Source organism: Pantoea sp. RIT-PI-b, from assembly GCF_001187905.1.
GTDB classification, from domain to species: Bacteria; Pseudomonadota; Gammaproteobacteria; order Enterobacterales; family Enterobacteriaceae; genus Pantoea; species Pantoea nemavictus.
On sequence record NZ_LGIS01000027.1, the window covers coordinates 32909 to 58190 of the forward strand.

General features: G+C 57.3%; 19 protein-coding genes. 14 read left to right on the plus strand and 5 right to left on the minus strand.

What is annotated here, in order from left to right; all coding sequences use genetic code 11:
- Window positions 1-30: 30 nt before the first annotated feature.
- Window positions 31-2775 (minus strand): autotransporter domain-containing protein, encoded by a 2745-nt coding sequence (locus tag AC790_RS17640; protein ID WP_049852604.1) that lies wholly within the window; start codon window positions 2773-2775, stop codon window positions 31-33.
- Window positions 2776-3327: 552 nt separating this feature from the next.
- On the opposite strand from AC790_RS17640, the gene prfB reads away from it, so the two are divergent.
- From prfB to AC790_RS17685, 9 genes are all read left to right on the plus strand, one after another.
- A protein-coding gene (prfB, locus tag AC790_RS17645) for a peptide chain release factor 2 (protein ID WP_152929142.1) occupies window positions 3328-4426 on the plus strand; the annotation gives its coding sequence in 2 pieces (ribosomal slippage) (window positions 3328-3402 and window positions 3404-4426; 1098 coding nt in all).
- Window positions 4427-4435: 9 nt separating this feature from the next.
- A complete protein-coding gene (lysS, locus tag AC790_RS17650) occupies window positions 4436-5956 on the plus strand; it encodes a lysine--tRNA ligase (RefSeq protein ID WP_007890269.1) in 1521 nt (506 codons plus the stop codon).
- Window positions 5957-6229: 273 nt separating this feature from the next.
- Window positions 6230-7081: a MurR/RpiR family transcriptional regulator gene (locus AC790_RS17655; RefSeq protein WP_007890268.1), complete on the plus strand. Its 852-nt coding sequence runs from the start codon at window positions 6230-6232 to the stop codon at window positions 7079-7081.
- Between the two features lie 262 nt (window positions 7082-7343).
- Entirely contained in the window at window positions 7344-8180 is an 837-nt protein-coding gene (locus AC790_RS17660; RefSeq protein WP_049852605.1) for a transporter substrate-binding domain-containing protein, read from the plus strand.
- Between the two features lie 2 nt (window positions 8181-8182).
- On the plus strand, window positions 8183-8815 hold the full coding sequence (locus tag AC790_RS17665; RefSeq protein ID WP_007890266.1) for a DUF1989 domain-containing protein: 633 nt from the start codon (window positions 8183-8185) through the stop codon (window positions 8813-8815).
- Window positions 8799-9446 carry an urea carboxylase-associated family protein gene (locus AC790_RS17670; protein WP_049852606.1) on the plus strand — a complete coding sequence of 216 codons (648 nt, stop codon included), beginning with the start codon at window positions 8799-8801 and terminating at the stop codon, window positions 9444-9446. The genes AC790_RS17665 and AC790_RS17670 overlap by 17 nt, the downstream gene beginning before the upstream one ends.
- A 3-nt stretch (window positions 9447-9449) precedes the next feature.
- The gene (locus AC790_RS17675) at window positions 9450-10100 is read left to right on the plus strand and encodes an amino acid ABC transporter permease (protein WP_049852607.1); all 651 of its coding nucleotides are present in this window, start codon (window positions 9450-9452) and stop codon (window positions 10098-10100) included.
- Window positions 10100-10765 (plus strand): amino acid ABC transporter permease, encoded by a 666-nt coding sequence (locus AC790_RS17680; protein ID WP_049852608.1) that lies wholly within the window; start codon window positions 10100-10102, stop codon window positions 10763-10765. The genes AC790_RS17675 and AC790_RS17680 overlap by 1 nt, the downstream gene beginning before the upstream one ends.
- A gap of 13 nt (window positions 10766-10778) precedes the next feature.
- Window positions 10779-11450 (plus strand): DUF1989 domain-containing protein, encoded by a 672-nt coding sequence (locus AC790_RS17685; RefSeq protein WP_007890262.1) that lies wholly within the window; start codon window positions 10779-10781, stop codon window positions 11448-11450.
- Window positions 11451-11641: 191 nt separating this feature from the next.
- Here the strand turns inward: AC790_RS17685 and AC790_RS17690 are convergent, their stop codons facing one another.
- Window positions 11642-12268, minus strand: a complete 627-nt coding sequence (locus AC790_RS17690) for a hypothetical protein (protein WP_007894153.1) — start codon at window positions 12266-12268, stop codon at window positions 11642-11644.
- A gap of 363 nt (window positions 12269-12631) precedes the next feature.
- Between AC790_RS17690 and AC790_RS17695 the strand changes: the two genes are divergently transcribed.
- On the plus strand, window positions 12632-13795 hold the full coding sequence (locus AC790_RS17695; RefSeq protein WP_049852609.1) for an MFS transporter: 1164 nt from the start codon (window positions 12632-12634) through the stop codon (window positions 13793-13795).
- Here the strand turns inward: AC790_RS17695 and AC790_RS17700 are convergent.
- Complete coding sequence (locus AC790_RS17700; RefSeq protein WP_007894149.1) at window positions 13792-14712, minus strand: LysR family transcriptional regulator; 921 nt, start codon at window positions 14710-14712, stop codon at window positions 13792-13794. The genes AC790_RS17695 and AC790_RS17700 overlap by 4 nt on opposite strands.
- 110 nt (window positions 14713-14822) lie before the next feature.
- On the opposite strand from AC790_RS17700, the gene lysA reads away from it, so the two are divergent.
- Both lysA and AC790_RS17710 read left to right on the plus strand, forming a co-directional pair.
- Entirely contained in the window at window positions 14823-16076 is a 1254-nt protein-coding gene (gene lysA, locus AC790_RS17705) for a diaminopimelate decarboxylase (RefSeq protein ID WP_049852610.1), read from the plus strand.
- A complete protein-coding gene (locus tag AC790_RS17710) occupies window positions 16076-16525 on the plus strand; it encodes a GNAT family N-acetyltransferase (protein WP_007894144.1) in 450 nt (149 codons plus the stop codon). The genes lysA and AC790_RS17710 overlap by 1 nt, the downstream gene beginning before the upstream one ends.
- 83 nt (window positions 16526-16608) lie before the next feature.
- Here the strand turns inward: AC790_RS17710 and galR are convergent, their stop codons facing one another.
- Complete coding sequence (gene galR / locus AC790_RS17715; protein WP_036622264.1) at window positions 16609-17610, minus strand: HTH-type transcriptional regulator GalR; 1002 nt, start codon at window positions 17608-17610, stop codon at window positions 16609-16611.
- Between the two features lie 196 nt (window positions 17611-17806).
- On the opposite strand from galR, the gene AC790_RS17720 reads away from it, so the two are divergent.
- The gene (locus AC790_RS17720) at window positions 17807-20080 is read left to right on the plus strand and encodes a molybdopterin-dependent oxidoreductase (protein WP_049852612.1); all 2274 of its coding nucleotides are present in this window, start codon (window positions 17807-17809) and stop codon (window positions 20078-20080) included.
- 245 nt (window positions 20081-20325) lie between these two features.
- Window positions 20326-22056: a penicillin-binding transpeptidase domain-containing protein gene (locus AC790_RS17725; RefSeq protein WP_007886351.1), complete on the plus strand. Its 1731-nt coding sequence runs from the start codon at window positions 20326-20328 to the stop codon at window positions 22054-22056.
- A 638-nt stretch (window positions 22057-22694) separates the two neighbouring features.
- On the opposite strand, the gene AC790_RS17730 is transcribed toward AC790_RS17725, so the two are convergent.
- The gene (locus AC790_RS17730; protein WP_049852613.1) at window positions 22695-25202 is read right to left on the minus strand and encodes an Ig-like domain-containing protein; all 2508 of its coding nucleotides are present in this window, start codon (window positions 25200-25202) and stop codon (window positions 22695-22697) included.
- Between the last annotated feature and the right edge of the window lie 80 nt (window positions 25203-25282).

Below are 25282 nucleotides of genomic sequence, written 5' to 3' on the forward strand. Positions count from 1 at the left end.
ATCGCGCTCTTTTGACCTTCATAACGCTTTTCAGAAACTCACATCCACGCCGCCGCGCAGCACTTTCTCGTCACCGCGATCGGCGAAGTGCTGATCGGCACGCAAGAACAGCCGCGCGCGCGCCGCTTGCACCACGTCCAACCGTACGCCTAACCACTGCGAACGGCGATCGAGCTGCATGCCGGGAATCTGGAAGCTATTCTGTTCAGCGCCAAAACCGCTCCAGCGCGCGCTGACATCCATTGACGGATTGTTCAGCGCGTACTGATATTCGCCATACAGACTCAACATGCTCCACCAATTCGCCGACCAATCCTGTCGTGCGCTGAGATTTAAGCCGCTGTAACCGACGCGGCGATGATAGCTATCGCCGTCGCCGCTCAAGCCGAACGCGCTGCCTTTATCGGTAAACGCGCCGGTTTCCAGCCCGGTTTCGCGCCAGCCGAGATACGGTTCCAGGCGATAGTTATCCGCAATCATCCAGCGATAGCCGCTTTGCAGCGCCGCCTGCCAGCTGTTGCTGCTGGTGGTGGAGGAGACCGGTGCGGCCTCATCCAGCAGCACCAAACGTTTTAACTCATCGCGGCCGTGTTGGTAGCTAAGATTGCCCTGCAGATACCATGCCGGCGTCAGGTCGTAACGCCCATACAGCACGGCGCCCTGCAGGCGGTTGCGGCTGGTGCCGCCGGTTTGATCGTATGTTGAATCGATCTGATTCTGCGTCCAGGCCACACCCACGCGCAGACCGGAAATGCCCAAATCACTGTCCACGCCTAAGGCCGTCAAAGTATTGCGATAATCGCTGCCGAGATAGCCATCCTGATTGAGCGAACCGCGTAGTTGGCCGCTCTCCAGCCAGAATCCGTAACGCTTATCGGCGCTGGCATCGGCGATGCGGTTGCTCAGCAGACGCGTTTGATAATCCAGCGCATTAAACAGCGCCGCGTTGCTGGAGGCGTGCGCCTGGCCGGAAAGCGAATTGATAGCAGATTGCGCGCTGCTGGGATCGGCCAGCGTCTGGAATGCACCAGCGGCACCCAGCGCACTCTGCTGTGAGCGGCTGAGCGAACCCTGTTGCTGCCAGTTATCCGCCACGCTGAATGCCTGCTCCAGATTGGCCGCCGTTTGCTGCGTGCTGGCAGCGCTTAAGCCGAGTGCCGCCGCAGTAGCAGCGGTATTTTTGCGAGTAAGCTGGCCGCTAACGCTAGTGGCGTTATAGCTGACGGAACCCTCAAGGAATACGCCGGTGTTCACCTGGCTGAACTGCCCGCTGACGCCCGCATCGCTGGTCAGCAGCGTCTCCTGCTGTTTCACCACATAGGCCGATGAGGGCGGCGCAAGATTCAGCGTGCCGTCCAGCGTCGAGTGGCCTGCGATGCGCAGCGGGCTATCCAGCGCGATATTCAGCGCGCCGTTGCTGCCTTGCTGATAATCGCCTTGTACCTGTAAGCCGCCGTTAACCGAGCCCTGATTCAGCAGGCTGCCGCCAATCACGCCGCTGCCGCCCAGGGTGCCGCTGCCGCTGACGCTGGCACTTCCGGCGATAGCCCCCGCGATCAGCAAGGTGTTGGCCGCGACGCGCGTCTGGCCGAGATAGCTGTTATTCGCAGTTAACTGCAGTACGCCGCCACGCTCTGTGCCGTCCAGCACTAATCCATGGTCGCCGCTAATCGCATTGGCAAACTGATAACGACCGCCATCGAGGCTGGCATGAAAATCATCGGCCCAGAACATCGCCGGACCGTTCAGCGCTTTGGCCTGGTTTAGATCGCCCCAGCCGAAGGTGTCGTTGTAAGGTCGCCCGTTGGCGCTATCCGCCACGTTCGCGTAAGCATCGCTGCGGTAACTGGCGGTGGTCAGCAGGGTTTGCTGCAGGTTGTAGCCGCTCATCCACGGAAAGCGCTGTAACACCTGCGAGGCCGCCGCTGCGGCACGTGGTGCAGCAAACGAGGTGCCGTAGCTACGCACGTTTGACCCGCTGCCATCGGCATTTTGAAAGCGATAATCGGTATAACCGGGCGCACTCAGACACCAGGCCGCAGCATTGCCGCAGGCATCAAACGGGCCGGTTAATGGAGCGCGATTTGCCGTGTCATAGGAAGTGCTGTCCATCACGCCGGTGACGGCCAGCATGTTTTTTTGCAGCGTACTCTCCTGATAAATCAGCGGTAGCTGGGCATTAGGGGAAGGGGTTGAGGTACCACCGTTGCCGGTGATCACTACCGCCAGACCGTCAGCGGCGGCAATAGCGCGCAGGCTTTGCACCAGCACCTGATAGCGCGGCTGTGCATCAGTTAACGCCTGCGCCGTGGTCAGGCGCTCGGTTGAGGCAAACGACATATTGAAAACGCGCACGCCCTGACTCAGCAGGCCGTTAACCGCGCGCTCGGTGTCATCATAGTTAAACAGATTATTCTGCGATCCCTGAGCCACATACAGCGCGCTGCTGGATGACAAACCCAGCAGCGTCAGCGCCACAACTGTGCCGTGGCCGTTGATGCCCTGATTATCATTTAAGCCGGAGCCACCGCCGACATAGCTGGCGAAATGCACGTTGGCGTAGTTGATTTCGTTGCGATCCGGCGACAATCCTGAATCAATAATGCCCACTTTGCTGGCATTAGCCGCGCTGCTGGGCTGTTCCGGCGGTTTAGGCGTGCCGGTGGTGGGTGAGGGGGCCGAACTACTGCCGCCTCCACCGCCGCCACAGGCGGCGAGTAACAAGGGAATTAACAAGGCAAGTAAGCGTGGTGAAGTGCGCAAACCGGTATACATCAATGCTCCTTCATGTCTCTCAGGACATGTCGTGCCCGCTCACGTTAACGGGCGCTGATTACGGTGTCGTTCCTTGTCGGGGCGGCGCGTTCCTGGCGGGCGTGGTGACAAACGATCGGGACGGTAGTGATGTTGGATAGGGGATAGTCACTGAGCAAAATGATAAAGGCGGACGCATAAATTGATGGTCGAAGTATCAGCTGCTTAATGGCGTTATTTGAGACGCTTCTGCTTTATTGCAGGAAATTTCTCACGCAGTATTTTTGATGAAATTGTCTTAAAAATCATGATCTTTAATGAATGCATTCGGCATTAACTATCCGGGATTTATACGAAATTTCTTAAGCGATGTCTGAAGCTGTTGGGCCAGCGGAGGATTTTTGGAAAGGGTCGCGCGGGGAGCTTTCCAGAAGTTGGCGAACTTTTTTTCTTTTCGCTGACAGATACCCTCGTCAGCCGCGTGCAATGCTACAAAGTACGCACACTTTCGGGTAAACTAGCGCGTTAGTTTTTATCTCCTTTCACCGAATCGTCAAAAAAGACTGAAAAGCCATGTTTGAAATTAATCCGGTCAAAAATCGTATTCAGGACCTCAGTGAGCGCAGCGACGTTCTTCGGGGGTATCTTTGACTACGATGCCAAGAAAGAACGCCTTGAAGAAGTAAACGCCGAGCTGGAACAGCCTGACGTCTGGAACGAACCTGAGCGCGCACAAGCGCTGGGTAAAGAACGCGCTTCCCTGGAAGCGGTGGTAGAAACCTTAGATCACATGCGTCAGGGCCTGGAAGATGTGCAGGGCTTGCTGGATCTGGCGGTAGAAGCCGACGACGAAGAGACCTTCAACGAAGCCGTGGCCGAGCTGGATGCACTGGAAGTGAAGCTGGGCGAACTGGAGTTCCGTCGTATGTTCTCCGGCGAATATGACAGCGCTGACTGCTACATGGATATTCAGGCCGGTTCCGGCGGTACCGAAGCGCAGGATTGGGCCAGCATGCTGCTGCGTATGTATCTGCGCTGGGCCGAAGCCAAAGGCTACAAAACCGAAATCATCGAAGAGTCAGACGGTGAAGTGGCCGGAACCAAATCCGCCACCATTAAAATCATCGGCGACTACGCGTTTGGCTGGCTGCGTACCGAAACCGGCGTGCACCGCCTGGTACGTAAGAGCCCGTTCGATTCCGGTGGCCGTCGTCATACCTCATTCAGTTCGGTGTTTATCTACCCGGAAGTGGATGACAACATCGATATCGATATCAACCCCGCCGATCTGCGTATCGACGTTTACCGTGCCTCCGGTGCGGGCGGCCAGCACGTCAACAAAACCGAGTCTGCGGTGCGTATTACCCACTTGCCGACCAACATTGTGGTGCAGTGCCAGAACGACCGTTCACAGCACAAGAACAAAGATCAGGCCTTTAAGCAGTTACGCGCCAAGCTGTACGAATATGAGATGCAGAAGAAAAACGCGGACAAGCAGGCAGCGGAAGATAACAAGTCTGATATCGGCTGGGGCAGCCAGATCCGTTCTTATGTTCTCGACGATTCACGCATCAAGGATCTGCGCACCGGCGTAGAGACCCGCAACACCCAGGCGGTGTTGGATGGCGATATCGATCGTTTTATTGAAGCAAGTTTAAAAGCAGGGCTATAAGGAACCGACATGTCTGAACAACAACCGCAGAGCGCTGATGCCGCCCTTGAGTTAAATAACGAACTGAAAGCGCGTCGCGAAAAACTCAACGCGCTGCGTGAAAAAGGCGTGGCGTTCCCTAACGATTTCCGCCGTGATACCACGTCAGATCTACTGCACGCCAGCTATGACGCCAAAGAGAACGAAGAGCTGGAAGCGCTCGGCGTCGAAGTGAGCGTGGCGGGTCGTATGATGACGCGCCGCATCATGGGTAAAGCGTCTTTCGCTACCCTGCAGGATGTTGGCGGCCAGATTCAGATCTACGTATCACGCGACGATCTGCCAGAAGGCGTCTACAACGAGCAGTTTAAGAAGTGGGACCTTGGCGATATCCTCGGTGCGCGCGGCAAGCTGTTCAAAACCAAAACCGGTGAGCTGTCGATCCACATCTCTGAGCTGCGTCTGCTGACCAAAGCGCTGCGTCCGCTGCCGGATAAATTCCACGGCCTGGCCGATCAGGAAACCCGTTATCGTCAGCGTTATCTTGATCTGATCTCCAACGATGAATCGCGTAACACTTTCAAAGTACGCTCAAAAATCATGGCCGGCATTCGCCAGTTCATGGTTAACCGCGACTTTATGGAAGTGGAAACCCCGATGATGCAGGTGATTCCTGGCGGTGCTTCTGCGCGTCCGTTCATTACCCATCACAATGCGCTCGACATCGATATGTACCTGCGTATTGCGCCAGAACTGTATCTGAAGCGTCTGGTGGTAGGCGGTTTTGATCGCGTGTTCGAGATCAACCGTAACTTCCGTAACGAAGGTATTTCACCGCGTCATAATCCAGAGTTCACCATGATGGAACTCTATATGGCGTATGCGGATTACAAAGATCTGATCGAGCTGACCGAAAGCCTGTTCCGTACTCTGGCGCAGGATGTTTTGGGCACCACCGAAGTGCCGTATGGCGATCACAGCTTCGATTTCGGTAAGCCGTTCGAGAAGCTCACCATGCGTGAAGCGATCAAGAAATACCGTCCGGAAACCGACCTGAGCGATCTGGAAGACTTCGATAAAGCGGTGGCGATTGCCAAATCGCTGCATATCAAAGTTGAGAAGAGCTGGGGCCTGGGCCGTGTGGTCACGGAGATCTTCGAAGAGACCGCCGAAGCACACCTGATTCAGCCAACCTTCATCACTGAATATCCGGCTGAGGTTTCCCCGCTGGCGCGTCGTAACGACGAGAACCCGGAAATCACCGATCGTTTCGAGTTCTTCATCGGCGGCCGTGAAATCGGTAACGGCTTCTCGGAGCTGAACGATGCAGAAGATCAGGCTGAGCGTTTCCTGCAGCAGGTGAATGCGAAAGATGCCGGCGATGACGAAGCGATGTTCTACGACGAAGACTACGTCACCGCGCTGGAGCACGGTTTGCCGCCAACCGCAGGTTTGGGTATTGGTATTGACCGTATGGTGATGTTGTTTACCAACAGCCACACCATCCGCGACGTAATCCTGTTCCCGGCACTGCGCCCGACCGGTAAGTAATTCGGCGTCGCTGTCCCCCATCCCGGTCGGTGCCTGCTGTCCCCCTCCTCGGTCCTCCCCCACAAGTGGGGGAGGAAGATGCTGCCACATGTTAGTTCTGAGTTGCATGTGGCAGCGTCTCCTTCCCCCGCTTGCGGGGGAAGGCCGGGATGGGGGACAGCCAGCACAGACCGAGTAGTGAGACAGCCAGCACACTCCCCCCAACACAAAATTCCTGATGACAACCCGGCACGCTCTGTGCAGGATGGTTTTTTTCATTTTCAGGGAATCACCATGAGTGCAAAAGCGGCAACGTTAGAGGGCCGGATTCGTCAGCACTGGGATCAACTCTCCAGCCATGAACAGCGCTTAGCCGATGTGCTTCTTGCCGCACCTGGCCAGTTAGCCATGAACACCGCCACCGAACTGGCGCACAGCGCCGGCGTCTCGAAAGCTACCACCACGCGTTTCTTCCGCCATCTTGGCTATGAAAGCTATGAAGCCGCACGTCGCCAGGCGCGTGAGATGCAGAGCAGCGGTTCGCCGCTCTACCTGCAACCGGCGCCCAGCGCATCACCGCTGGCCAGCATCATGCAGCAGCACCTGGAAAAAGAGATCGCCAACCTGGTCAACAGCTATCGCACGCTGGATAGCGAACAGCTGCAGCAAGCGGTTACCGCCATCAGCGCGGCGCGGCGCGTGGTGGTGATGGGCTGGCGCCACAGCCAAACCATCGCCCATTTGATCTACCGCGACCTGATCCATATTCATTCCGATGTCCGTCTGCTGCCGCGTCCCGGCGATTCGCTGGCGGAGCATATGGCGGCGCTGACGGCGGAAGATGTGGTGATTTGCGTCGGTCTGCGGCGACGCATGCCGGCGCTGGAAGCGGCAATGAACGCGCTGGCCGAGCGCAATGTCCCGATGCTGTATATCGCCGATGTGCTCTCCGGCAAACCGGTGCGTCACGCGCAATGGGTGATCCGCTGCCACACCGACAGCAGCCTGATCTTCGACAGCACCGCCGCGCTCTCTGGCGTGTGCAATCTGCTCTGTTCATTGGTGGCCCGACAAATGGGTAAAGCCAGCAACGATCATCTCGCGCAAATTGAAGCGCTGCACCAATCCCTCGACGAGCTTGAATAGTGCGCCGTGCTGGCGCATTTTGCGCCAGAAGTCGCCCCAAAACAGTGCAATCCTGCCAACTCTCTCTCCAGCAATAGCCGCCGTCCCGCTCGTCAGTGAAACCTAAGAAATTAAAAATAAAAACGAAGAAACAATTGTTTCCAGTTGATTTTATTCACTAAACATTGACCTGGCGTTATGCACTCTGCGTAGTGGTGAAAAAACTGGCACAAAACATGCTCAGTAGAAAAAGACATTTCACCAACACCAGGGAAACACCATAATGAAAAAAACAGCACTGCTGATCGCCGCACTTCTTTCCGTTGGCACCATGGCGCAGGCGCAAGCCGATACGCTGGCCGACATCAAAAGCAGCGGCAAAATCACCGTCGGTATCGATCCAACCTTTCCTCCCTATGAATACACCGATGACAAAGGTGAGATCACCGGCTACAGCGTGGCGATCATGCAATCCTTTGCAAAAGATCTCGGTGTGAAACTGGAGTTTCAGAAAACCGCCTTCAGCGGCATTTTGCCGGGGCTGATCTCTGGCTCGTTCAACGCCGAAGGTTCCTCCCTTAACGTCACTGCTGAACGCGCGAAGAAAGTGCTGTTCACCGTGCCGTACAGCAAAACCGTTAACGGCGTGCTGGTGCGTGAAGACGCAGCCAAAGCGTTCAGTGGCAAAACCCTCAGCCCGGAAAGCTTGTCAGGCCTGCGCGGTGCGGTGAAAACCGCCAGCGTGCCGGAGCAGTTGCTGAAAGGCTTTAACGAGCAGCTGAAGAAAGAGGGCAAAAAACCGATCACCATTATTAACGTTGATTCGCTGGATCAAACCGTCAGCACGCTGATGACCAAACGCGCCGATTTCGTCTATGACGACATCTCAGTACTGGCACCAGTAGCGAAAAAATACGCCGGTAAAGTGGCGCAGGTGGGCGAAGTCGGCCCGTCGCAGTGGATGGGTTGGGCGACGCGTAAAGAAGATGGCAGCCTGAACCAGGCGATTAGCGCGCATATCCTGGCGATGCAGAAAGATGGCGAGCTGACAAAACTGCAGCAGCAGTATCTCGGCACCACCTTCACCGTACCCGCCAGCGACTTCATTCCGCAGGAGTAATTATGTGCCAGTCCAACCTGACGGTGCCCGCCGGCTTTGGCAAAACCTTCCGCGTGCGTAAAGGCCAGTTCATTACCGTGATTGATAGTGAAGGGCAGCAGGCGGCCGATTTTGTCGCGGTAAACGCCGACGATCTCAACGAGAAGCTGTCGCCGGTCCATACGCGCCAGCAGCTGCGTTCGCTGTTCTTTAAACCCGGCGATGCGCTGTGGTCGAGTGAAAACCGCCCGATGCTGCGCATTCTTGCCGACAGCATCGGCATTCACGATGCCAACGTACCGGCGTGCGATCGCACCCGTTTTAGCGTCGATTTCGGCGTAGAAGGGCATCGCAACTGCGTTGATAACCTGTTGGAGGGGATGAAGGCATTTGGCGTGACCTACTTCTCGCTGCCGGAACCGTTCAACCTGTTCCAGAACGGCCCGGTCACCGCCGATGGCCGCATGGAAGTCACCGATCCCAACAGCGTCGCGGGCGATAGCATCACCTTTGAAGCGCTGTGCGACCTGATCTGCTCGGTGTCATCCTGCCCGCAGGACATCATTCCCGGCAACGGCCTGCAGGTGACGCCAATTGACATCGTGGTCAGCGACCATTTTCACGCTCAGGAGATGAATCATGCTGTTAATGCGTGAAAGTTATGAAGAAACCGCCGTGCGCACGCTGGCTGAACCGGTGCAGGTTGCGGCGGGCAGCGTGGGTTCGATTCGCGTGCTGCGCGGTCAGCTACTGCGCATCACCGCGCTGGGCGAAGGTGCCGTTGCGTCGCTGTTTGGCTTTAGCCTTGTCGATTCCGCCGTATGGTTGTCGGTGCACCATACGCGGGTGTTCAGCAACAGTTATCTGCTCGGTTCCGGTATGCGTCTGGTGAATAACCGTCGCCGTCCAATGATGGTGCTGGGCAAAGACAGCGTAAAGCGTCACGACCTGCTGCTACCGGCATCTACCACCGCGTTTCTCGCCGAGCGCGGTTATCAGGGCGAAGGTTGCGTTGAGGGTGTGCGCGGCGAGCTGGCGCGTCTTGGTCGGGTGGTGCCGAAGCTGCCGGATCCGATCAACTTGTTTATGCACGTCAAGCTCACGCGCGAGGGCGATATTCTGCCGGAAACCAATCTGACCAAAGCCGACGACAGCATTACCTGTCGCGTGGTGATGGATACGGAATTCATCGTCTCCGCCTGCAACACCGGCATTGAGGGTAACGATAAACCCGCGCCGCTGCTGCTGTCGGTGGCGGAAAACTTGCACGACTTTAACGCGGAGTAACGCATGGGGCTGGATCAACAGGTGGTGGCCGCGCTGCCGGAACTCGGACGCGGACTGCTAATGACGCTGATGCTGACCGTGCTGGCGTCGTTAGTCAGCGTGGTAATGGGGCAGCTCGGCTGCTACCTGCAGCTGCGCCGAGCCTGGATCTGGCGCGCCATCGGCCGCGGCTACGTCAGTGTGATGCGCGGCACGCCAGCGATCGTGCAGCTGTTTGTGGTGTTTTTCACGCTGCCACGGCTGGGATTGGGTGGGCAGCCGATGCTGGCGGCGGTGATTGCCATTGGCCTCAATAGCGGCGCATACGTGGCGGAAATCCTGCGCGTTAATCGCAGCCTGGTGACGCGCGGCCAGCTTGAAGCCGCGCGCACGCTGGGGTTGAGCCGTTTTCTCAGCTGGTGGTATGTGATTAATCCCCAGGTGATGCGCGCCAGCCTGCCGATGCTGGTCAATGAATTCACCATTCTGCTGAAAACCACGCCGCTGGCCTCGGTGGTGGCGCTGACCGAACTGACCTATGCCGGACAGATCGTCATCGCCCGCACCTACGAAGCCACCCAGGTGTTGCTGCTGGTGGCGGCGGGTTACCTGCTCATCGCCATGCCGTTGATTGCGGCGGCGCGACGTCTGGAAGCGAAACGGAGGATGGCGTAATGGATTGGCAGGCAATTACCACCTCGTTGCCGTCGCTGGCTGACGGCCTGGTCGCTACCTTGCAGCTCTGTCTGGTGGCGGCGCTCTGTTCGCTGCTGTGGGGCGCGCTGCTGGCCGTACTGCTGATGCGCGCCTCGCCGTTCTGGCTGCGTTTGCTCAATCTTTACAGCGGTTTAACCCTCGCGCTGCCGCTGCTGGTGGTGATCTATCTGCTCTATTTTGTGCTGCCGGAATATGACATCACGCTGTCGTCGCCGGTGGTGGGCGTGCTGGCGCTAACGCTCTACTACGCGCCCTATATCGCGCAGGTGATCCGCTCGGCCATTGATGCGCTGCCGAAAGGGCAGTGGGAAGCGTGCCGCGTGCTCGGCTTAAGCCGTAGCGAACAGCTGCGCGATGTGGTGCTGCCGCAAACCCTGCCGCAGATGTTATCGCCGCTGGTGGGGCTGATGATCGGTTTGATTAAAGACTCGGCGCTGCTGTCGATTGTCTCGGTGCAGGAGTTTATGTACGCCGCCAAACAGGCGATTTCGGATACCTACGCGCCGCTGGAGATCTATCTCACCGTGGCGCTCTGTTACTGGCTGCTCAACAGCGCGATCGACTGGCTGGCGCGCGGCCTTGAATCTCGCATGACGCGCTACCGTCGCGCCATGCAGCACTAATGTGGAGAACAACATGTCAGCGGAATTTCAGCATCGTGAAGTGATAACTATTCCGGCGCGCTTTGGTAAAGCGGTGCGACTGAAGAAGGGGGAAGCGGTACAGGTGATTAACCTGCACGGCACCCAGGTGGTGGATTGCTGGGCGTATAACGCTGAGGATGTGAGTGAATATATGTGTATGGAGGCGACGCGGGTGTGGAATCAGCGTCTCAATCCGAAAGTGGGCGACAGCTTTATTACCAGCCAGCGCCACCCGATTTTGACGCTGGTGGCGGATACCTCGCCGGGCGTGCACGACACCTTTATGGCCGCCTGCGATGCGCGGCGTTATGAGTTGCTGGGTTGCACTGAACCGCATCGCAACTGCCATGACAACCTGTTTGAAGGCATGAGCGAGCTGGGCGTGACGCTGCCGCACGGCAATCTGGCATCGTTTAATATTTTTATGAATATTCAGGTGCAGCCGGACGGCATCACGCTGAAGACGCTGCCGGTGGTGACTAAGCCGGGCGACTATATTGTGCTGCGCGCCGAGATGGATTGTTTGGTGGCGTTCTCAGCCTGCCCGCAGGATATCGTCAGCATTCAGGGGCAGGGCGACAACACGCCGCGCGATGCTGAACTGCGCATTTTGACCGATGGCTTCCCGCAGGTGCAGCTGCAGGGCGCGTGGGTTCCGGCTTGACTGTGCATGCTGTCCCCCATCCCGGCCTTCCCCCATAAATGGGGGAAGGAGACGCTGCCACATGCAGCTCCCCAACTATCATATTGCAGCATCTTCCTCCCCCATTTATGGGGGAGGACCGAGGAGGGGGACAGCCAGCACCGACCGGGATGGGGGACAGCCAGCACAATCTCAATCAGCCCGCAGCAAATCTACGACTTCACCACCCCATCCAGCCACGCCTGGAACCGCGCATACGGCACATACAGCGCCACATTCTTAAACAGCGTCTTACCGCTCTTATTGTCATCAATCTGGCTGCTATAACCGACAATCACTCCCGCCAGCGTATCGTCGCTGGCGTTATACACCGCACCGCCGGACATGCCTTTCACCACGCCAGCATTAGCCGCTACCACCACACAGCTGGCCTTATTCCAGTCATTCGCCAGCGTGGTATTGATCAGATTCTTACCGCTCGATGCCACCGGCATCGCCGAAATAAAGCTGTAGCCATATAAATTCACGTTGTCGCCAATATGACTATTACGAAATGGCGGCGGCAGATTGGCTTCACTGTTCTTGTGGTACACCACCGCAATATCACACTCAGGATGCCAGGCTTTCACCCGATACAGCGAATACTTCGCCACGTGCGCCGCCGTCAGGCTGTATTCGGGCGTGAGAGGAATGGTGGTGCCGAGTGCGCCAATGCCCAGCACCGTGGGAATGCCGGTCACGGTCATATCAACGCGTTTTGCTGCTTCTTTACTGTATTCGTAGTGCCCAACAGAGCAGCCACTCAGGCAGCCAACCGTTAGCGCGATGAGCCATCGCATACGCTCTCCCCTCGATTTTTGACACCGCATAACCGGGCAATCCATTGAGGTATCGGCAGTGCTCGTCCATCCTTTACTGATTGATTTAGCGTCAAAAGCCGTGCTGCTGTGACAGCGATCACAACCTGCTTCAAGCGTAGCGCGGAAACATCAATCTGTCTCAATGGTTCGCTGCCGTCATTTTCCCACGCTGCGATTATTGCTGCAGGCGCAACATAGCCTTGCGGCGCGCGGGGTGGTTGCGGTGAAAAGGCTATGCTTTAATAACAATGTGACGCAGTTCAAATTTTAATAAGCGTCCGTTGTAACCGCACTGCGTTCGCCGTGCGGCCTGCCTGCAAAAAATATTTGGGAGAGTGTGTTATGCCTGTTGCATTACTGGCGCTGGCGCTGAGTGCGTTCGCCATCGGCACCACGGAGTTCGTCATCATGGGATTACTGCCGGACGTGGCGGGCGATCTGCAGGTGACCATTCCTTCGGCGGGATGGCTGATCAGCGGTTACGCGCTGGGCGTGGCCATCGGCGCGCCGATCATGGCGCTGCTGACCGCCAAACTGCCGCGGAAAAAGACGCTGATTCTGCTGATGATTATCTTCATCATCGGCAACGTGCTCTGTGCGTTGGCCTACACCTACAACCTGCTGATGCTGGCGCGTGTGGTGACCGCGCTGTGTCACGGCGCCTTCTTCGGCATTGGCGCGGTGGTCGCGGCGAGTCTGGTGGCACCGAGTCGTCAGGCTTCTGCCGTGGCGCTGATGTTCACCGGCCTGACGCTGGCTAACGTGCTTGGCGTGCCGCTCGGCACCTGGTTTGGTCAGATGTTTGGCTGGCGCGCCACCTTCTGGGGCGTGGCGATTATCGGCATCTTCGCCTTTATCGCGCTGATTGTTAGCCTGCCGAACAACAAAGAAGAGAAGCCGGTGCATCTGGCGAGTGAAATCAGCGCGCTGGCGAATGGCAAACTGTGGCTGTCGCTGTTGATGACGGTATTCTTTGCCGCCGCGATGTTTGCGCTGTTCAGCTACATCGCCCCGCTGCTGTTGCAGGTGACCGGCATCTCGGATCGTGGTGTGAGCTGGACGCTGTTCCTGATCGGTGCCGGTTTAACCGTCGGCAATATCCTCGGCGGCAAGCTGGCCGACTGGAAAGTGTCGTTTAGCCTGATCCTCAGCTTTGTGCTGATTGCGCTGTTCTCGCTGCTGTTCAGCTGGACCAGCCATGCGCTGTGGCTGGCGGAGATCACCTTGTTCCTGTGGGCGATGGCGACTTTTGCCACCGTGCCAGGCCTGCAGATTAACGTGGTGCGCCACGGTAAAGATGCGCCAAACCTGGTTTCCACGCTCAACATCTCCGCCTTCAACGTCGGTAACGCGCTCGGCGCGTGGGTCGGCGGCGCGGTGATCGAGAAAGGTTACGGCCTGACGTCGGTGCCGGTTGCTGCAGCCGCGCTGGCAGTCATCGGTTTGGTGATCTGCCTGATTACCTTCCGCAAATCGGGCGGGCAGGGCGAAGCGGTTAACGCTTAAGCTAATTGCTCGGCAATACGTTGTGGAAATGCGGCCACTTGCTGTTGCAGGTGGTCGCAGAAGTGATCGACCAGCGCTGAAGCCGGTCGATGCTGTGGCCGCACCAGACTGACGGTAAACGGCACGGCGATACTGAAGCGACGCATCACCACCCCGCTGGCGGCGTAATCAAGCGCCGTCAGCGGATTCACAATCGAAATCCCCACGCCCGCGCGCACCATCGCGCACACCGACGCCGCACTGTGCGTCTCCAGCACCAACCGTCGCTCCACCTCCTGCTCATGAAACAGCGAATCCAGTAGCTGGCGATAGCTATCGCTGCGCGACAGGCTGACGTAGTTCTCGCCGTGGAAATCCTGCGGCGTCAGCACCGCGCGCTGGCACAGCGGATGCTGTGGCGGCAGCACGCATACTTCATCGCAGGTCAGCAGCGGCAGACGCTCGGTGCCGGCGGGCGCATGCTGGGTTTCAGTCAGACCTAGATCGTAGCGCTGCGCCGACAGCCACTCTTCCAGCAGCGGCGACTCCTGCGGAATGATATTCAGGCTGACCTGCGGATAGCGCTGCATAAAGGGCTGCAACAGCGGCGGCAGCAGTGACTGGGAAAACACCGGCAAACAGGCGATCGACAGTTCGCCCTGACGAAACTGCCGCAGCCCTTCGGCGGCATCCATAATGCGATCGAGCCCGTACCACGAGCGCTGCACCTCTTCGTACAGCCGCAGGCCTTGCACCGTCGGCTGCAAGCGTCCGCGCACCCGCTCGAACAGCTGCAAGCCGAGCTGCTGCTCCAGCCGCGCCAGCTCGCGGCTTACCGTCGGCTGCGAGGTGTGCAGCAGCGTCGCCGCCTGCGTCAGGTTGCCGCTGGTCATCACCGCGTGAAAAATTTCGATATGTCGCCAGTTAATTTTTGCCATTGCACCCTCCGCTAAAGCCATATCATATTTGTATAGATGTCGCTAAAACAGATATTTTTCTGAATCGCTGCGCTGTGGCTAAATAGGGGTAATGACACAGGAGAATTGAGATGCCACGTCCACTGAACAACACCGAAACGGCGTTAACCGCCGCCCATTTACTGCCGCTGGCACAGCGTTATAGCGGTCCATTCTGGGCTTATGACGCGGCGATTATTCAGCAGCGTATTGCCCAGCTGAGCGCGTTCGACGTGGTGCGTTTTGCGCAGAAGGCCTGCTCAAATATTCACATCCTGCGCCTGATGCGCGCTGCCGGCGTCAAAGTCGATTCGGTCTCGCTGGGTGAGATCGAGCGCGCCATTGCCGCCGGTTATCAGCCGGGTGGCGAAGATATTGTTTTCACCGCCGACGTGTTCGACCAGCCCACGCTGGCGCGCATTGCCGAACTGAAGGTGCCGGTTAACGCCGGTTCAGTAGATATGCTGCATCAGTTAGGTGACGTGTCGCCGGGCCACGCGGTGTGGCTGCGCATCAATCCCGGATTTGGTCACGGCCACAGCCAGAAAACCAACACCGGCGGTGAGAACAGCAAGCACGGCATCTGGCACAGCGATCTGCCGCTGGCGCTGGCGGCGATTCAGCAGCACGGCCTGCGTCTGGTTGGTTTGCATATGCATATCGGTTCTGGCGTTGATTACGGCCACCTGCAGCAGGTGTGCGACGCGATGGTCGATCAGGTGGTGGCATTTGGTCAGGATCTGGCCGCGATCTCGGCGGGTGGCGGCTTGTCGATTCCGTATCGTTATGATGAAGAAGCGATTGATACCCAGCACTATTACGGCTTGTGGAACGGCGCGCGCGAGCGCATTGCCGCACATCTTGGTCATCCCGTGAAGCTGGAGATTGAGCCGGGCCGTTTCCTCGTGGCTGAGTCGGGCGTGCTGGTGTCACAGGTGCGGGCGGTGAAAGCGATGGGCAGCCGTCACTTTGTGCTGGTCGATGCCGGTTTCAGCGATTTGATGCGTCCGTCGATGTACGGCAGCTACCACCACATTTCGCTGCTGCCGGTTGACGGTCGCGCGCTGGGTGATGCAACGATTGAAAGCGTGGTGGCCGGTCCGCTGTGCGAATCGGGCGATGTGTTTACGCAGCTGGAAGGCGGCAAAGTGGAAACCCGCGCGCTGCCTGCGGCGCAGGTGGGCGATTATCTGGTGTTCCACGATACCGGTGCGTACGGCGCGTCGATGTCGTCGAACTACAACAGCCGCCCGCTGATTCCGGAAGTGCTGTTTGAAAATGGAGAGGCGCGGGAGATTCGTCGTGCGCAGACCATTCAGGAGCTGCTGGCGCTGGAACTGAACTGATGAAGATCGTTGCGCTCAGCGCGGTGCCGCACCACGCCACGCAGATCACCGATTGGCTGTGGCAGGCGTTTGGCGATGGCACCTCGCGCGAGTTTTACGACAGCATTGTGCGCAGCAGCCTCAACGGCGCCGATTTCCCGGTGACCTTTGTGGCGCTCGACGGCGATACGCCGCTGGGTACGGTGGGATTTTGGCGCTGCGATTTGATCAGCCGCCAGGATCTGACGCCGTGGGTGGCGGCGCTGTACGTTGAGGAGTCGGCGCGCGGCAAGGGTTTGAGCGAAGCGCTGCAGCAGCATGTGATTGCGTTCGCGCAGCAGCGTGGTTATGACAAGTTGTGGTTATGGTCGACGTTTGGTGGTTATTACGAACGTTTTGGCTGGCAGTATCAGTGCGAGGCGCTGGAGTTCCCGGATGTGCGGGTGAAGGTGTACGCGCGGGAGTTGTAGTTGCACAACGCACTGAATCGTAGCGGCGCGATTTATCGCGCAATAAATTGCGCCGCTACAAATTGTGCGGCGCGCAATCTTGCTTAACCCGGCCCACTCACCGAATGCCGTCTCACCAGCGTTGGGCTAAACATATTCGTCACTTCCGGCATCTCGCCGCCATTGGCTAACGCCAGCGCCAGCTGCGCGGCCTGTTGCGCCATGGTGACAATCGGATAGCGCACCGTGGTCAATCTTGGACGCACATAGCGCGACACCAGCACATCATCAAAACCAATCAGCGACATCTCTTCCGGCACGCGAATACCGTTATCGCTTAGCACCGCCAGCGCACCGGCCGCCATTGAATCGTTGTAGCAGGCCACTGCGGTAAACTGCTTGCCGCGTCCCATCAACTCGGTCATCGCCTGCTCGCCGCCGACTTCGTCCGGTTCGCCCCACGCCACTAAACGATCGTTACACGGCAAACCGTGCTCTTTCAGTGCATCGTAATAACCCTGCAGGCGATCTTCAGCATCCGAAATAGTGTGCGTAGAACAGATAAAGGCGATCTGCGTGTGGCCTTGCTGAATCAGATGACGGGTTGCCAGCCACGCGCCGTAGCGGTCATCCAGCGCGATGCAGCGCGTTTCAAAACCTTTCAACAGGCGATTCAGCAGCACCATGCCTGGCACCTGCTTCATCAGCATCTCTAAATCGTCGTCGGGGATTTTCTTGGCGTGCACCACTAGCGCGGCGCAGCGATGACGCATCAGCTGCTCAATGGCCTGACGCTCTTTTTGCTCATTGTGGTAACCGTTACCAATCAGCAAAAAGTTGCCGGTCTGGCCCGCAACCTCATCCACCGCTTTGACCATCGCGCCAAAAAACGGATCGGACACATCGCCCACCACTAAACCGAGGGTTTCGGTAGATTGCTGCGCCAGGGCGCGCGCATTGGCGTTCGGGTGATACTGCAACTGCTCCATTGCCTGGGTTACGGCGAGGCGCGAACTCTCGCTGGCTTTGGGCGAATTATTGATGACGCGGGAAACGGTCGCGACCGAAACCCCCGCCATGCGGGCAACATCCTTAATGGTAGCCATGCGATTATCGACATCCGGGAAAACGTTTACACATGCCATCAGTGTTACGGAAAAGCCACCCTGTAGCAACCCGCCAGAATGCCAGCGCTGTCGCAAAAGCACGGAAAATCAGGCGCTCACGGCCGCGCTTTAGCTCAGTCACAGGCTCATGTTATGCTGCCAGACATCATCACACCTGCCTGCCGGACCCAAAACCATGAAAACTCGCGTGCCACATCTGGCGCACTGGGGCGCTTTTACCGCCGTCACCGAAAACCATCGCCTGATTGGCTGTGAACCGTTCTTCGCCGATGCCGATCCGTCGCCAATGCTTCACACCATTCCTGAACTGGTCTATTCGGATAAACGTATTCGTCAGCCGATGGTGCGTCGATCCTGGCTCAAGTCACGCGAGAACAGCGATCGCAGCTTGCGTGGTCGGGAAGATTTCGTCGCGGTGGATTGGGATACCGCGCTGGATCTGGTGGCGGAAGAGAATCGCCGCGTGCGCGATCGCTACGGCGCATCGGGCATTTTCAACGGCTCTTACGGCTGGTCATCGGCGGGCCGCGTCAACCATGCGCGCACGCTGATTCGTCGCTTCTATTTCCAGGGCGGCGGCGGGGTTGATCAGCAAGGCAACTACAGCTGGGGCGCGGCGCAGTTCTTTCTGCCGTATGTGATTGGCACCTACATGCCGCTGACCGGCCGCGTCACCGACTGGCCGGAAGTGGTGGAGCACGCCGAGATCTTCATCGCCTTTGGCGGCCTGGCGCTGAAAAATGCGCAGGTGGCGTCCGGCGGAGCAGGGCAGCACAGCCTGAAACCGGCGCTGGAGCAGCTTAGCGCCAAAGGCACGCCGATCATCAACATCAGCCCGATGCGCGATGACTGTCCGGCGTTCGTTAATGCCGAGTGGATTGCCATTCGCCCGAACACCGACGTGGCGCTGATGCTGGCGCTGGGTTATGACATCACCCGCCGCAACGGCATTGATGAAGGCTTCCTTGCCAGCCACTGCACCGGCTGGCCGCAGCTGCGCGGCTATCTGCTGGGCGAAAGCGATGGCATCGCCAAAACGCCAGAGTGGGCGAGCGCGATTACCGGCATTCCGGCGGCGCGCATCGCCCTGTTGGCGCAGCAGCTGATGGGCAAACGCAGCTTTATTACCTGCTCCTATTCGGTGCAGCGCGCCCATCGCGGCGAGCAGCCGTACTGGATGATGATTGCGCTGTCGTCGATGCTCGGCCAGCCGGGCTTGCCGGGCGGCGGCTTCTCGTTTGGTCACGGTTCGATGAACAGCGTCGGCAATCCGCGTCAGGATGGCCCAGCGCCGATGATGAGCACTGGCCCGAATCCGGGCAATTTGTCGATTCCGGTAGCGCGCATTAGCGATATGCTGCTCAATCCCGGCCAGCCGTATCACTTCCAGGGCGAAACCCAGCACTATCCGGATATTCACTTAGTGCACTGGGCGGGCGGCAATCCGTTCCATCATCACCAGCAGCTCAATCGTCTGGTGGAGGGCTGGCAGCGCCCGGATACCGTGATTGTGCAGGATATTGTCTGGACGCCGGCGGCGCAGATGGCGGATATCGTGTTACCCGCCACCACCACGCTGGAACGCAACGACATCGGCGGATCGTCACGCGATCGCTTTGTGCTGGCGATGCATCAGGCGATCAAGCCGCAGCATCAGGCGCGTAACGATTTCGATATTTTTGCCGATATCGCCGATCGTCTCGGCTATCGCGATGTGTTTACCGAAGGGCGCAACGAGATGCAGTGGATTGAGCATCTGTATCAGCAGTGCGCCACCGCGCATGCGCGCCGGGATATCCATTTCCCGGAGTTTGGCGAATTTTGGCAGCGCGGTTTTGTCGAGATCCCCGCAGGCGGCAAGCCGTTCGTGTTTATGGATGATTTCCGCGCCAATCCAGAAACTCACCCGATTCAAACCGCCAGCGGCAAGATTGAGCTGTTTTGCCAGACCATCGCCGATTATCAGCTGGACGATTTCGCCGGACATCCCGAATGGCGCGAGCCGCAGGAGTGGCTCGGTGCGCCGCTCAGCGCGCAGTTCCCGCTGCATATGATCTCTATTCAGCCGTCGGATCGTCTGCACAGCCAGATGGACGCCACCGCCACGGTGCAGGGCAATAAAACCGCCGGCCATGAAACGCTGTATATGCATCCGCAGGATGCGGCAATACGCGATATTCAGGACGGCGATGAGATTGAAGTCAGCAACGCGCGGGGCCGCATGCTGGCTGGCGTGCGCCTCACCGACGGTTTAACGCCGGGCGTGGTGATTATCGCCACCGGCGCCTGGTTCGATCCCGGATTTGGTCGCGCGTGGCAGCCGTGGGATCGCGCCGGCAACCCGAATGTGCTGACGCTGGATATCGGCACCTCGTCGTTAACTCAGGGGCCGAACGCCATGAGTTGCCTGGTGGAAATCAAAAAACATCGGATTTGCACAAACGGTTAACAATCTCACCGCTGGTTACATTTTGCGGGTAACTGTTGCGTTTAGGCGATGGTTTCTCATCGTGCCGCCTTGCTACAGTCAGGGTCCCAGAGGTATTGATGGGTGAACATCAAAAAGTTTTCTTGATTACACCGACCTGCGCAGATGCGCAGGTTTTTTTTTGAAACATAGTTTTCCTGTCAACTCGCTTTACGTTTCTTTATAACTGCTGGCATTAAGCCTGATTTTCGCCTCAGTGGATTACCATGCCTCCTATTAAAAAACTTCTGGGAAAAGACCAGATAAAAGCGCCCTTCAACCCGTTTCGTTTTCGCCTGATCTGCCTTGGCGTTTTCTGCTGTCTGGTTCTGTTACTGATCTGCGTGGGCGACCTGCAGCTGATCAAGCATCCGATGCTGGAGCACGAAGCCGATCAGCGCTCGCTGCGCACCGTGACGCTGCCGACCAACCGTGGCACGCTGCTGGATCGTGACGGCCAGGCGCTGGCGCTCAGCGTACCGGCGCGCGATATCATCGCCGATCCGATGCGCGTGCTGGAGGCCAATCCTGATTTCACCAGCGCCAAATGGGCCTATCTGGCGGCGGCGCTCAATCAGCGGCCGGAAGATCTGCGCGCCGCCATCACCGCCAACCCGAAAAAGCGCTTCCTCTATCTGGGCCGTAAAATCGAACTTGGCATCGCCAAAGACATCGCCGAGCTGAAACTGAAAGGCATCAGCTCGGTGTATAACGACAGCCGTTTCTATCCGATGAGTGAAGCGGCGGCGCCGTTGATTGGCATTGTTGGCGCCGACAGCAACGGCCTGAACGGCATCGAAAAAGGCTTCGACCATGTGTTGCAGGGCGATCCGGGCAAGGAGGTTTATCGTCAGGATGGTGAAGGCAACATCATCGCGATGATCGATTACCAGCCGCCACAACAACCGCCGACGGTGCAGCTGAGCATCGATAAGTTCGACCAGTTCACGCTCTACAGCAAACTGCGCGATGGCGTGCTGCTGAACAAAGCGGATTCGGGCGCGGCGGTGCTGGTGAAGATCGATACCGGCGAGATTCTGGCGATGGCCTCTTATCCGTCGTTCAACCCGAACAACTATGAAAACGCCACGCCAGCGCAGATGCGTAACTCGGCGATCAACGACAGCTACGAACCCGGCTCCACGGTAAAACCGCTGGTGGTGATGGAAGGGCTGGAGCGCCATCTGGTGCGCGCCGATTCGGTGATCGATACCACGCCGTATAGCGTCAATGGCCACCTGATCCGCGACGTCGGCCACTGGCCGCGCCTCACCATGACCGGCATTCTGCAGAAATCGAGTGATATCGGCGTGTCGCACATTGCGCTGGCGATGCCCGCCGAAGCGCTGGTGAATACCTATCAGGCGTTTGGTTTGGGTAAACCGACCGGGCTGGGATTGACCGGCGAAAGCGTCGGTTACTTCCCGCTGCACCGCGAGCGCTGGGCGGATATCGAACGTGCCACCTTTGCTTTCGGCTACGGCCTGCGTGTCACGCCGCTGCAGATTGCGCGTGAATACGCCACGCTCGGTTCGTATGGCGTGTATCGTCCGCTGTCGATCACCAAAGTGACGCCGCCGGTGCTGGGCAAGCAGGTGGCGAATCCGCAGGTGGTACAAACCGTGGTGCATATGCTGGAGAGCGACGTGCTGCCGGGCGGCACCGGGGTGCGCGCGGCGGTGCCGGGTTATCGACTGGCGACCAAAACCGGTACGGCGGAGAAGATGGGCAGCAGCGGCAAGTACGATGGCGGCTATATCAACTACACCGCGGGCATCGCACCGGCCAGCCATCCGGAAGTGGCGCTGGTGGTGATGATCAACCATCCTACGGCGGGCGATCACTTTGGTGGTTCGGTGGCGGCACCGATTTTCGGCAATATCATGGGCCCGGTGCTGAAGCATATGAACGTGGCGCCGGATGCGATTTACAGTAAACCGACCTCGGATAAATCTTAGTTAAATCAAAAGTGTAATTGCGCTGTGGAGAATATTCACACCTCGTTTCACTTCGCCGAACACCGTTGCTTTTTGCACCTGTCTTTCAGCGGCTCATCGGTGCCAATATGGTCATCCCAGAGGTATTGATGGGTGTGAAAACAACGCTGCCGTGCAGCACCCCTGTTATTACACCAACCCACGCAGATGCGTGGGTTTTTTTTGCCTGTAATTTGGTGGGTGTTGTGGGTTGGGATGTGTGAGCGGGTCGCCATGCAGTGACAAACCGGGCTGATAGGTTTCAGTTTGCTCGCTGTAGTTAGAATGTGCTCGCTGTAGTTAGAATGTGCTCGCTGTCCCCCATCCCGGCCTTCCCCCGCAAGCGGGGGAAGGAGACGCTGCCACATGCCACTCCCCAACTAACATATGGCACATCTTCCTCCCCCGCTCGCGGGGGAGGACCGAGGAGGGGGGCAGCGAGCACGTACCGAGGAGGGGGACAGCGAGCACGTACCGAGGAGGGGGACAGCGAGCACGGACCGAGGTAGGAGACAGCCAGCCCACCCACCCCAAAACCAAAAAAAGCCACACCGAAGTGTGGCTTTGGGTTATTGCTGTGTGCGTCTGAAAACATAGACGAAGTTAAGGGTACTGCTTTGTTACACCAGTTCGGTTTTAACGCCTTGCTGGATGAGGAGCTCGGCGTCATCGCCGTGGCTGTAAACGTTGTACTCAACACCGGCAACGGTGACGGTGCCGTCCTGATGCACCCACTCGCTGACGTCGCTGCCTTCCGGCAGGATGTCGGCCAGTTGAACTACATCACCTTCGTCACCTTGTACTACCAGCTGAGTTTTACCGTCATCGATAAATAGATCTTTCTCGCCGTGCGCCAGCAGCGCAGCGAGATCCAGTTTCAGGGTGTTATCGCCGGTGCCGGTGAGGTCAATGGTATTCACCTGATCGGTATTAGCGCTGGCAACGGTCAGATCGATTAACTGATCTTTTCCGGATATGTGCAAAATAGTATCTTCACTGGAAAGTGCAAAGGCACTTATTTCATCTGCAAAGTTATCCACTGAGCTGATATTACTTTCCTGAACACTCTTAATAGTGCTGTCAATATAACTATAGCTGATATTATCAATCTGATACCAGGCAGACCAAATCGTAAATCCGGTAATTTTGAGCCTGGCAATCTCATCTGGGGTGTAAAAGTCATGTATACTAATCGTTCTTTTTTCATTTGCTCCAAGTATTATTGGGATATCTATGTGTCTGCTATCGCCTAAGTATGAAGTTATCTCAATCTTACAAATTTTATCCAATTTATTTGTTATTTCGAAGCTAAATTCTTTAAGTTTTAGGTTTTTTCTTTCTAATTTTGTTCTGTCTAGTTCAAAACCTACAGTGGTGTTTTCAAAATCAAGATATCCCCCGGAACCATCTATTTCAGAGTTCTTGTGATATTTTGCATGAGCACCATTTGTCGCCATTCTGATATCTTGGTTAATATTGTACCAAGTATTAAAATCAAAACTTTCACGTAAGTCTAAATTTTCAAAATCAATCAATCCTTCAGTATAACTAGGCTTTATGATGTTTAGATCAAAAGCATTCCCCCACTCAGTGCTGCCTTCTTTTTGAAGTTTAAATGCCCACGCGCCCAGCTCCAGCCCTTCTTGTGGTGTCCAATTCCATTCGCCATTGGCATTAACTTTTACGCTATAAATCGTCGCTTCATCCGCTCCGTGTTGCGCGCTCAGGTAAATAATTGCGTTTGGTTCGCCATGTCCGTGCAGCGTCGGTGTGGTGTCATCTGTTGGCTCGCCGCTGGCGCGCTTACCTTTATCACCCACATCATCCCACGCATAATCAATGGTCGCGCCAAAACTGTCAGCGTCAGTGATGTTAACCACAAACGCATCACTCCACTCGGTTTCACCGACTGGCTGAACGAAGAACTCCCAGCGACCAATGCCCAGATCGTCTTGCGGCGTCCAGCTCCAGTTGCCCTTAGCGTCAACATCCACGGTAACGGATGCTTCAGATCCATCCAGCAGCGTATAGCGCAGGAGAACCTGGCTGTTGGCTTCGGCGCGACCGCGCAGGGTTGGCGTCAGGTCATCGGTGTAAGCGCCGTTGCCGAGCGAGCCGGTGGCGCTGCCTGCGTCATCATAGGCTGAGACGATGCGTGCGGAACGGGCGTAATCGTCCGGTCCATAGATCTCCAGATTAAACAGCGCAGAGGAGGTGTCGCCGATGCTGGCCTGGAACTCGTAGTTACCGCTGCTCAACGCTGCGGACGGCGTCCATGACCACTGCTGACCGGTCAATGTGGCGGTGGCGCTGCCTGCCCAGTTATTGCTGCCCACTTCACGGTACATAATCACCACGGTGCTGCCCGCCGAGGCGAAGCCGCGCAGTTCAGGCGTATCGTCATCGGTCAGCGCGCCGTTTTTCAGGATGCCGGTGTTGGTGCCCGCATTATCAAACGCGTGGTTAATCAGAATGGTATCCGGTGGCAGGGTGCCGATATCGGCATCCGGCGCGACGTTAATCACAAACGCCTCGGAAGGCGCGCTTTCACGGAATTGACCGGCGAATTTTTCCACTGCGGTCAGCGTCAGGCTGTTGGTGCCGTCCTGCAGTTCAACGGTGGGGATAATCACCCATTCACCGCTATCTTTGTCAGCCACCGCGCTGCCGATGGTTTCGCCATCCGCGTTTTTCAGCAGAACTTTACTGCCTTTCTGCGCAACGCCGGTGAGCTGTGGGGTTTTGTCGTCGGTGGTGCCGCCCTTGTCAAAGCTGCCGACTTTGCCGCCGACATCGTCGTACAGGTTATGCAGAATCGGCGCATCTGGCGGCGTGCTGTCAACCACGATGCTGAGCGGGGTGTAGTCTTCCGACTGCAAGCCGCCCTTATCAACGTTGTACATCACGGCGTTGTAGGTGCCGTCCGGTAAATCTTCCGGCGCAGTCCAGTGCCAGTTGCCGTCTTCCTCAATGATGGTGCTGAAGTGCTGATCGTTGATGATGATGTGCACTACGACACCTGCTTCTTCAGGGTCGCGAGCATCCTCCCGGGATTCAAAGGCGATCTTGCCGGTGGCGAACTCTACAACAACGGTTTCGATCGGGTCGAAAAGCTTATTAATTTTCATCTATGCGTTACCTGATGTGGAATGGGTAAAAGTTGTGGATTTAGCGGCCTCTAGTGACCTGGATTAGGAGAATGCCTAAA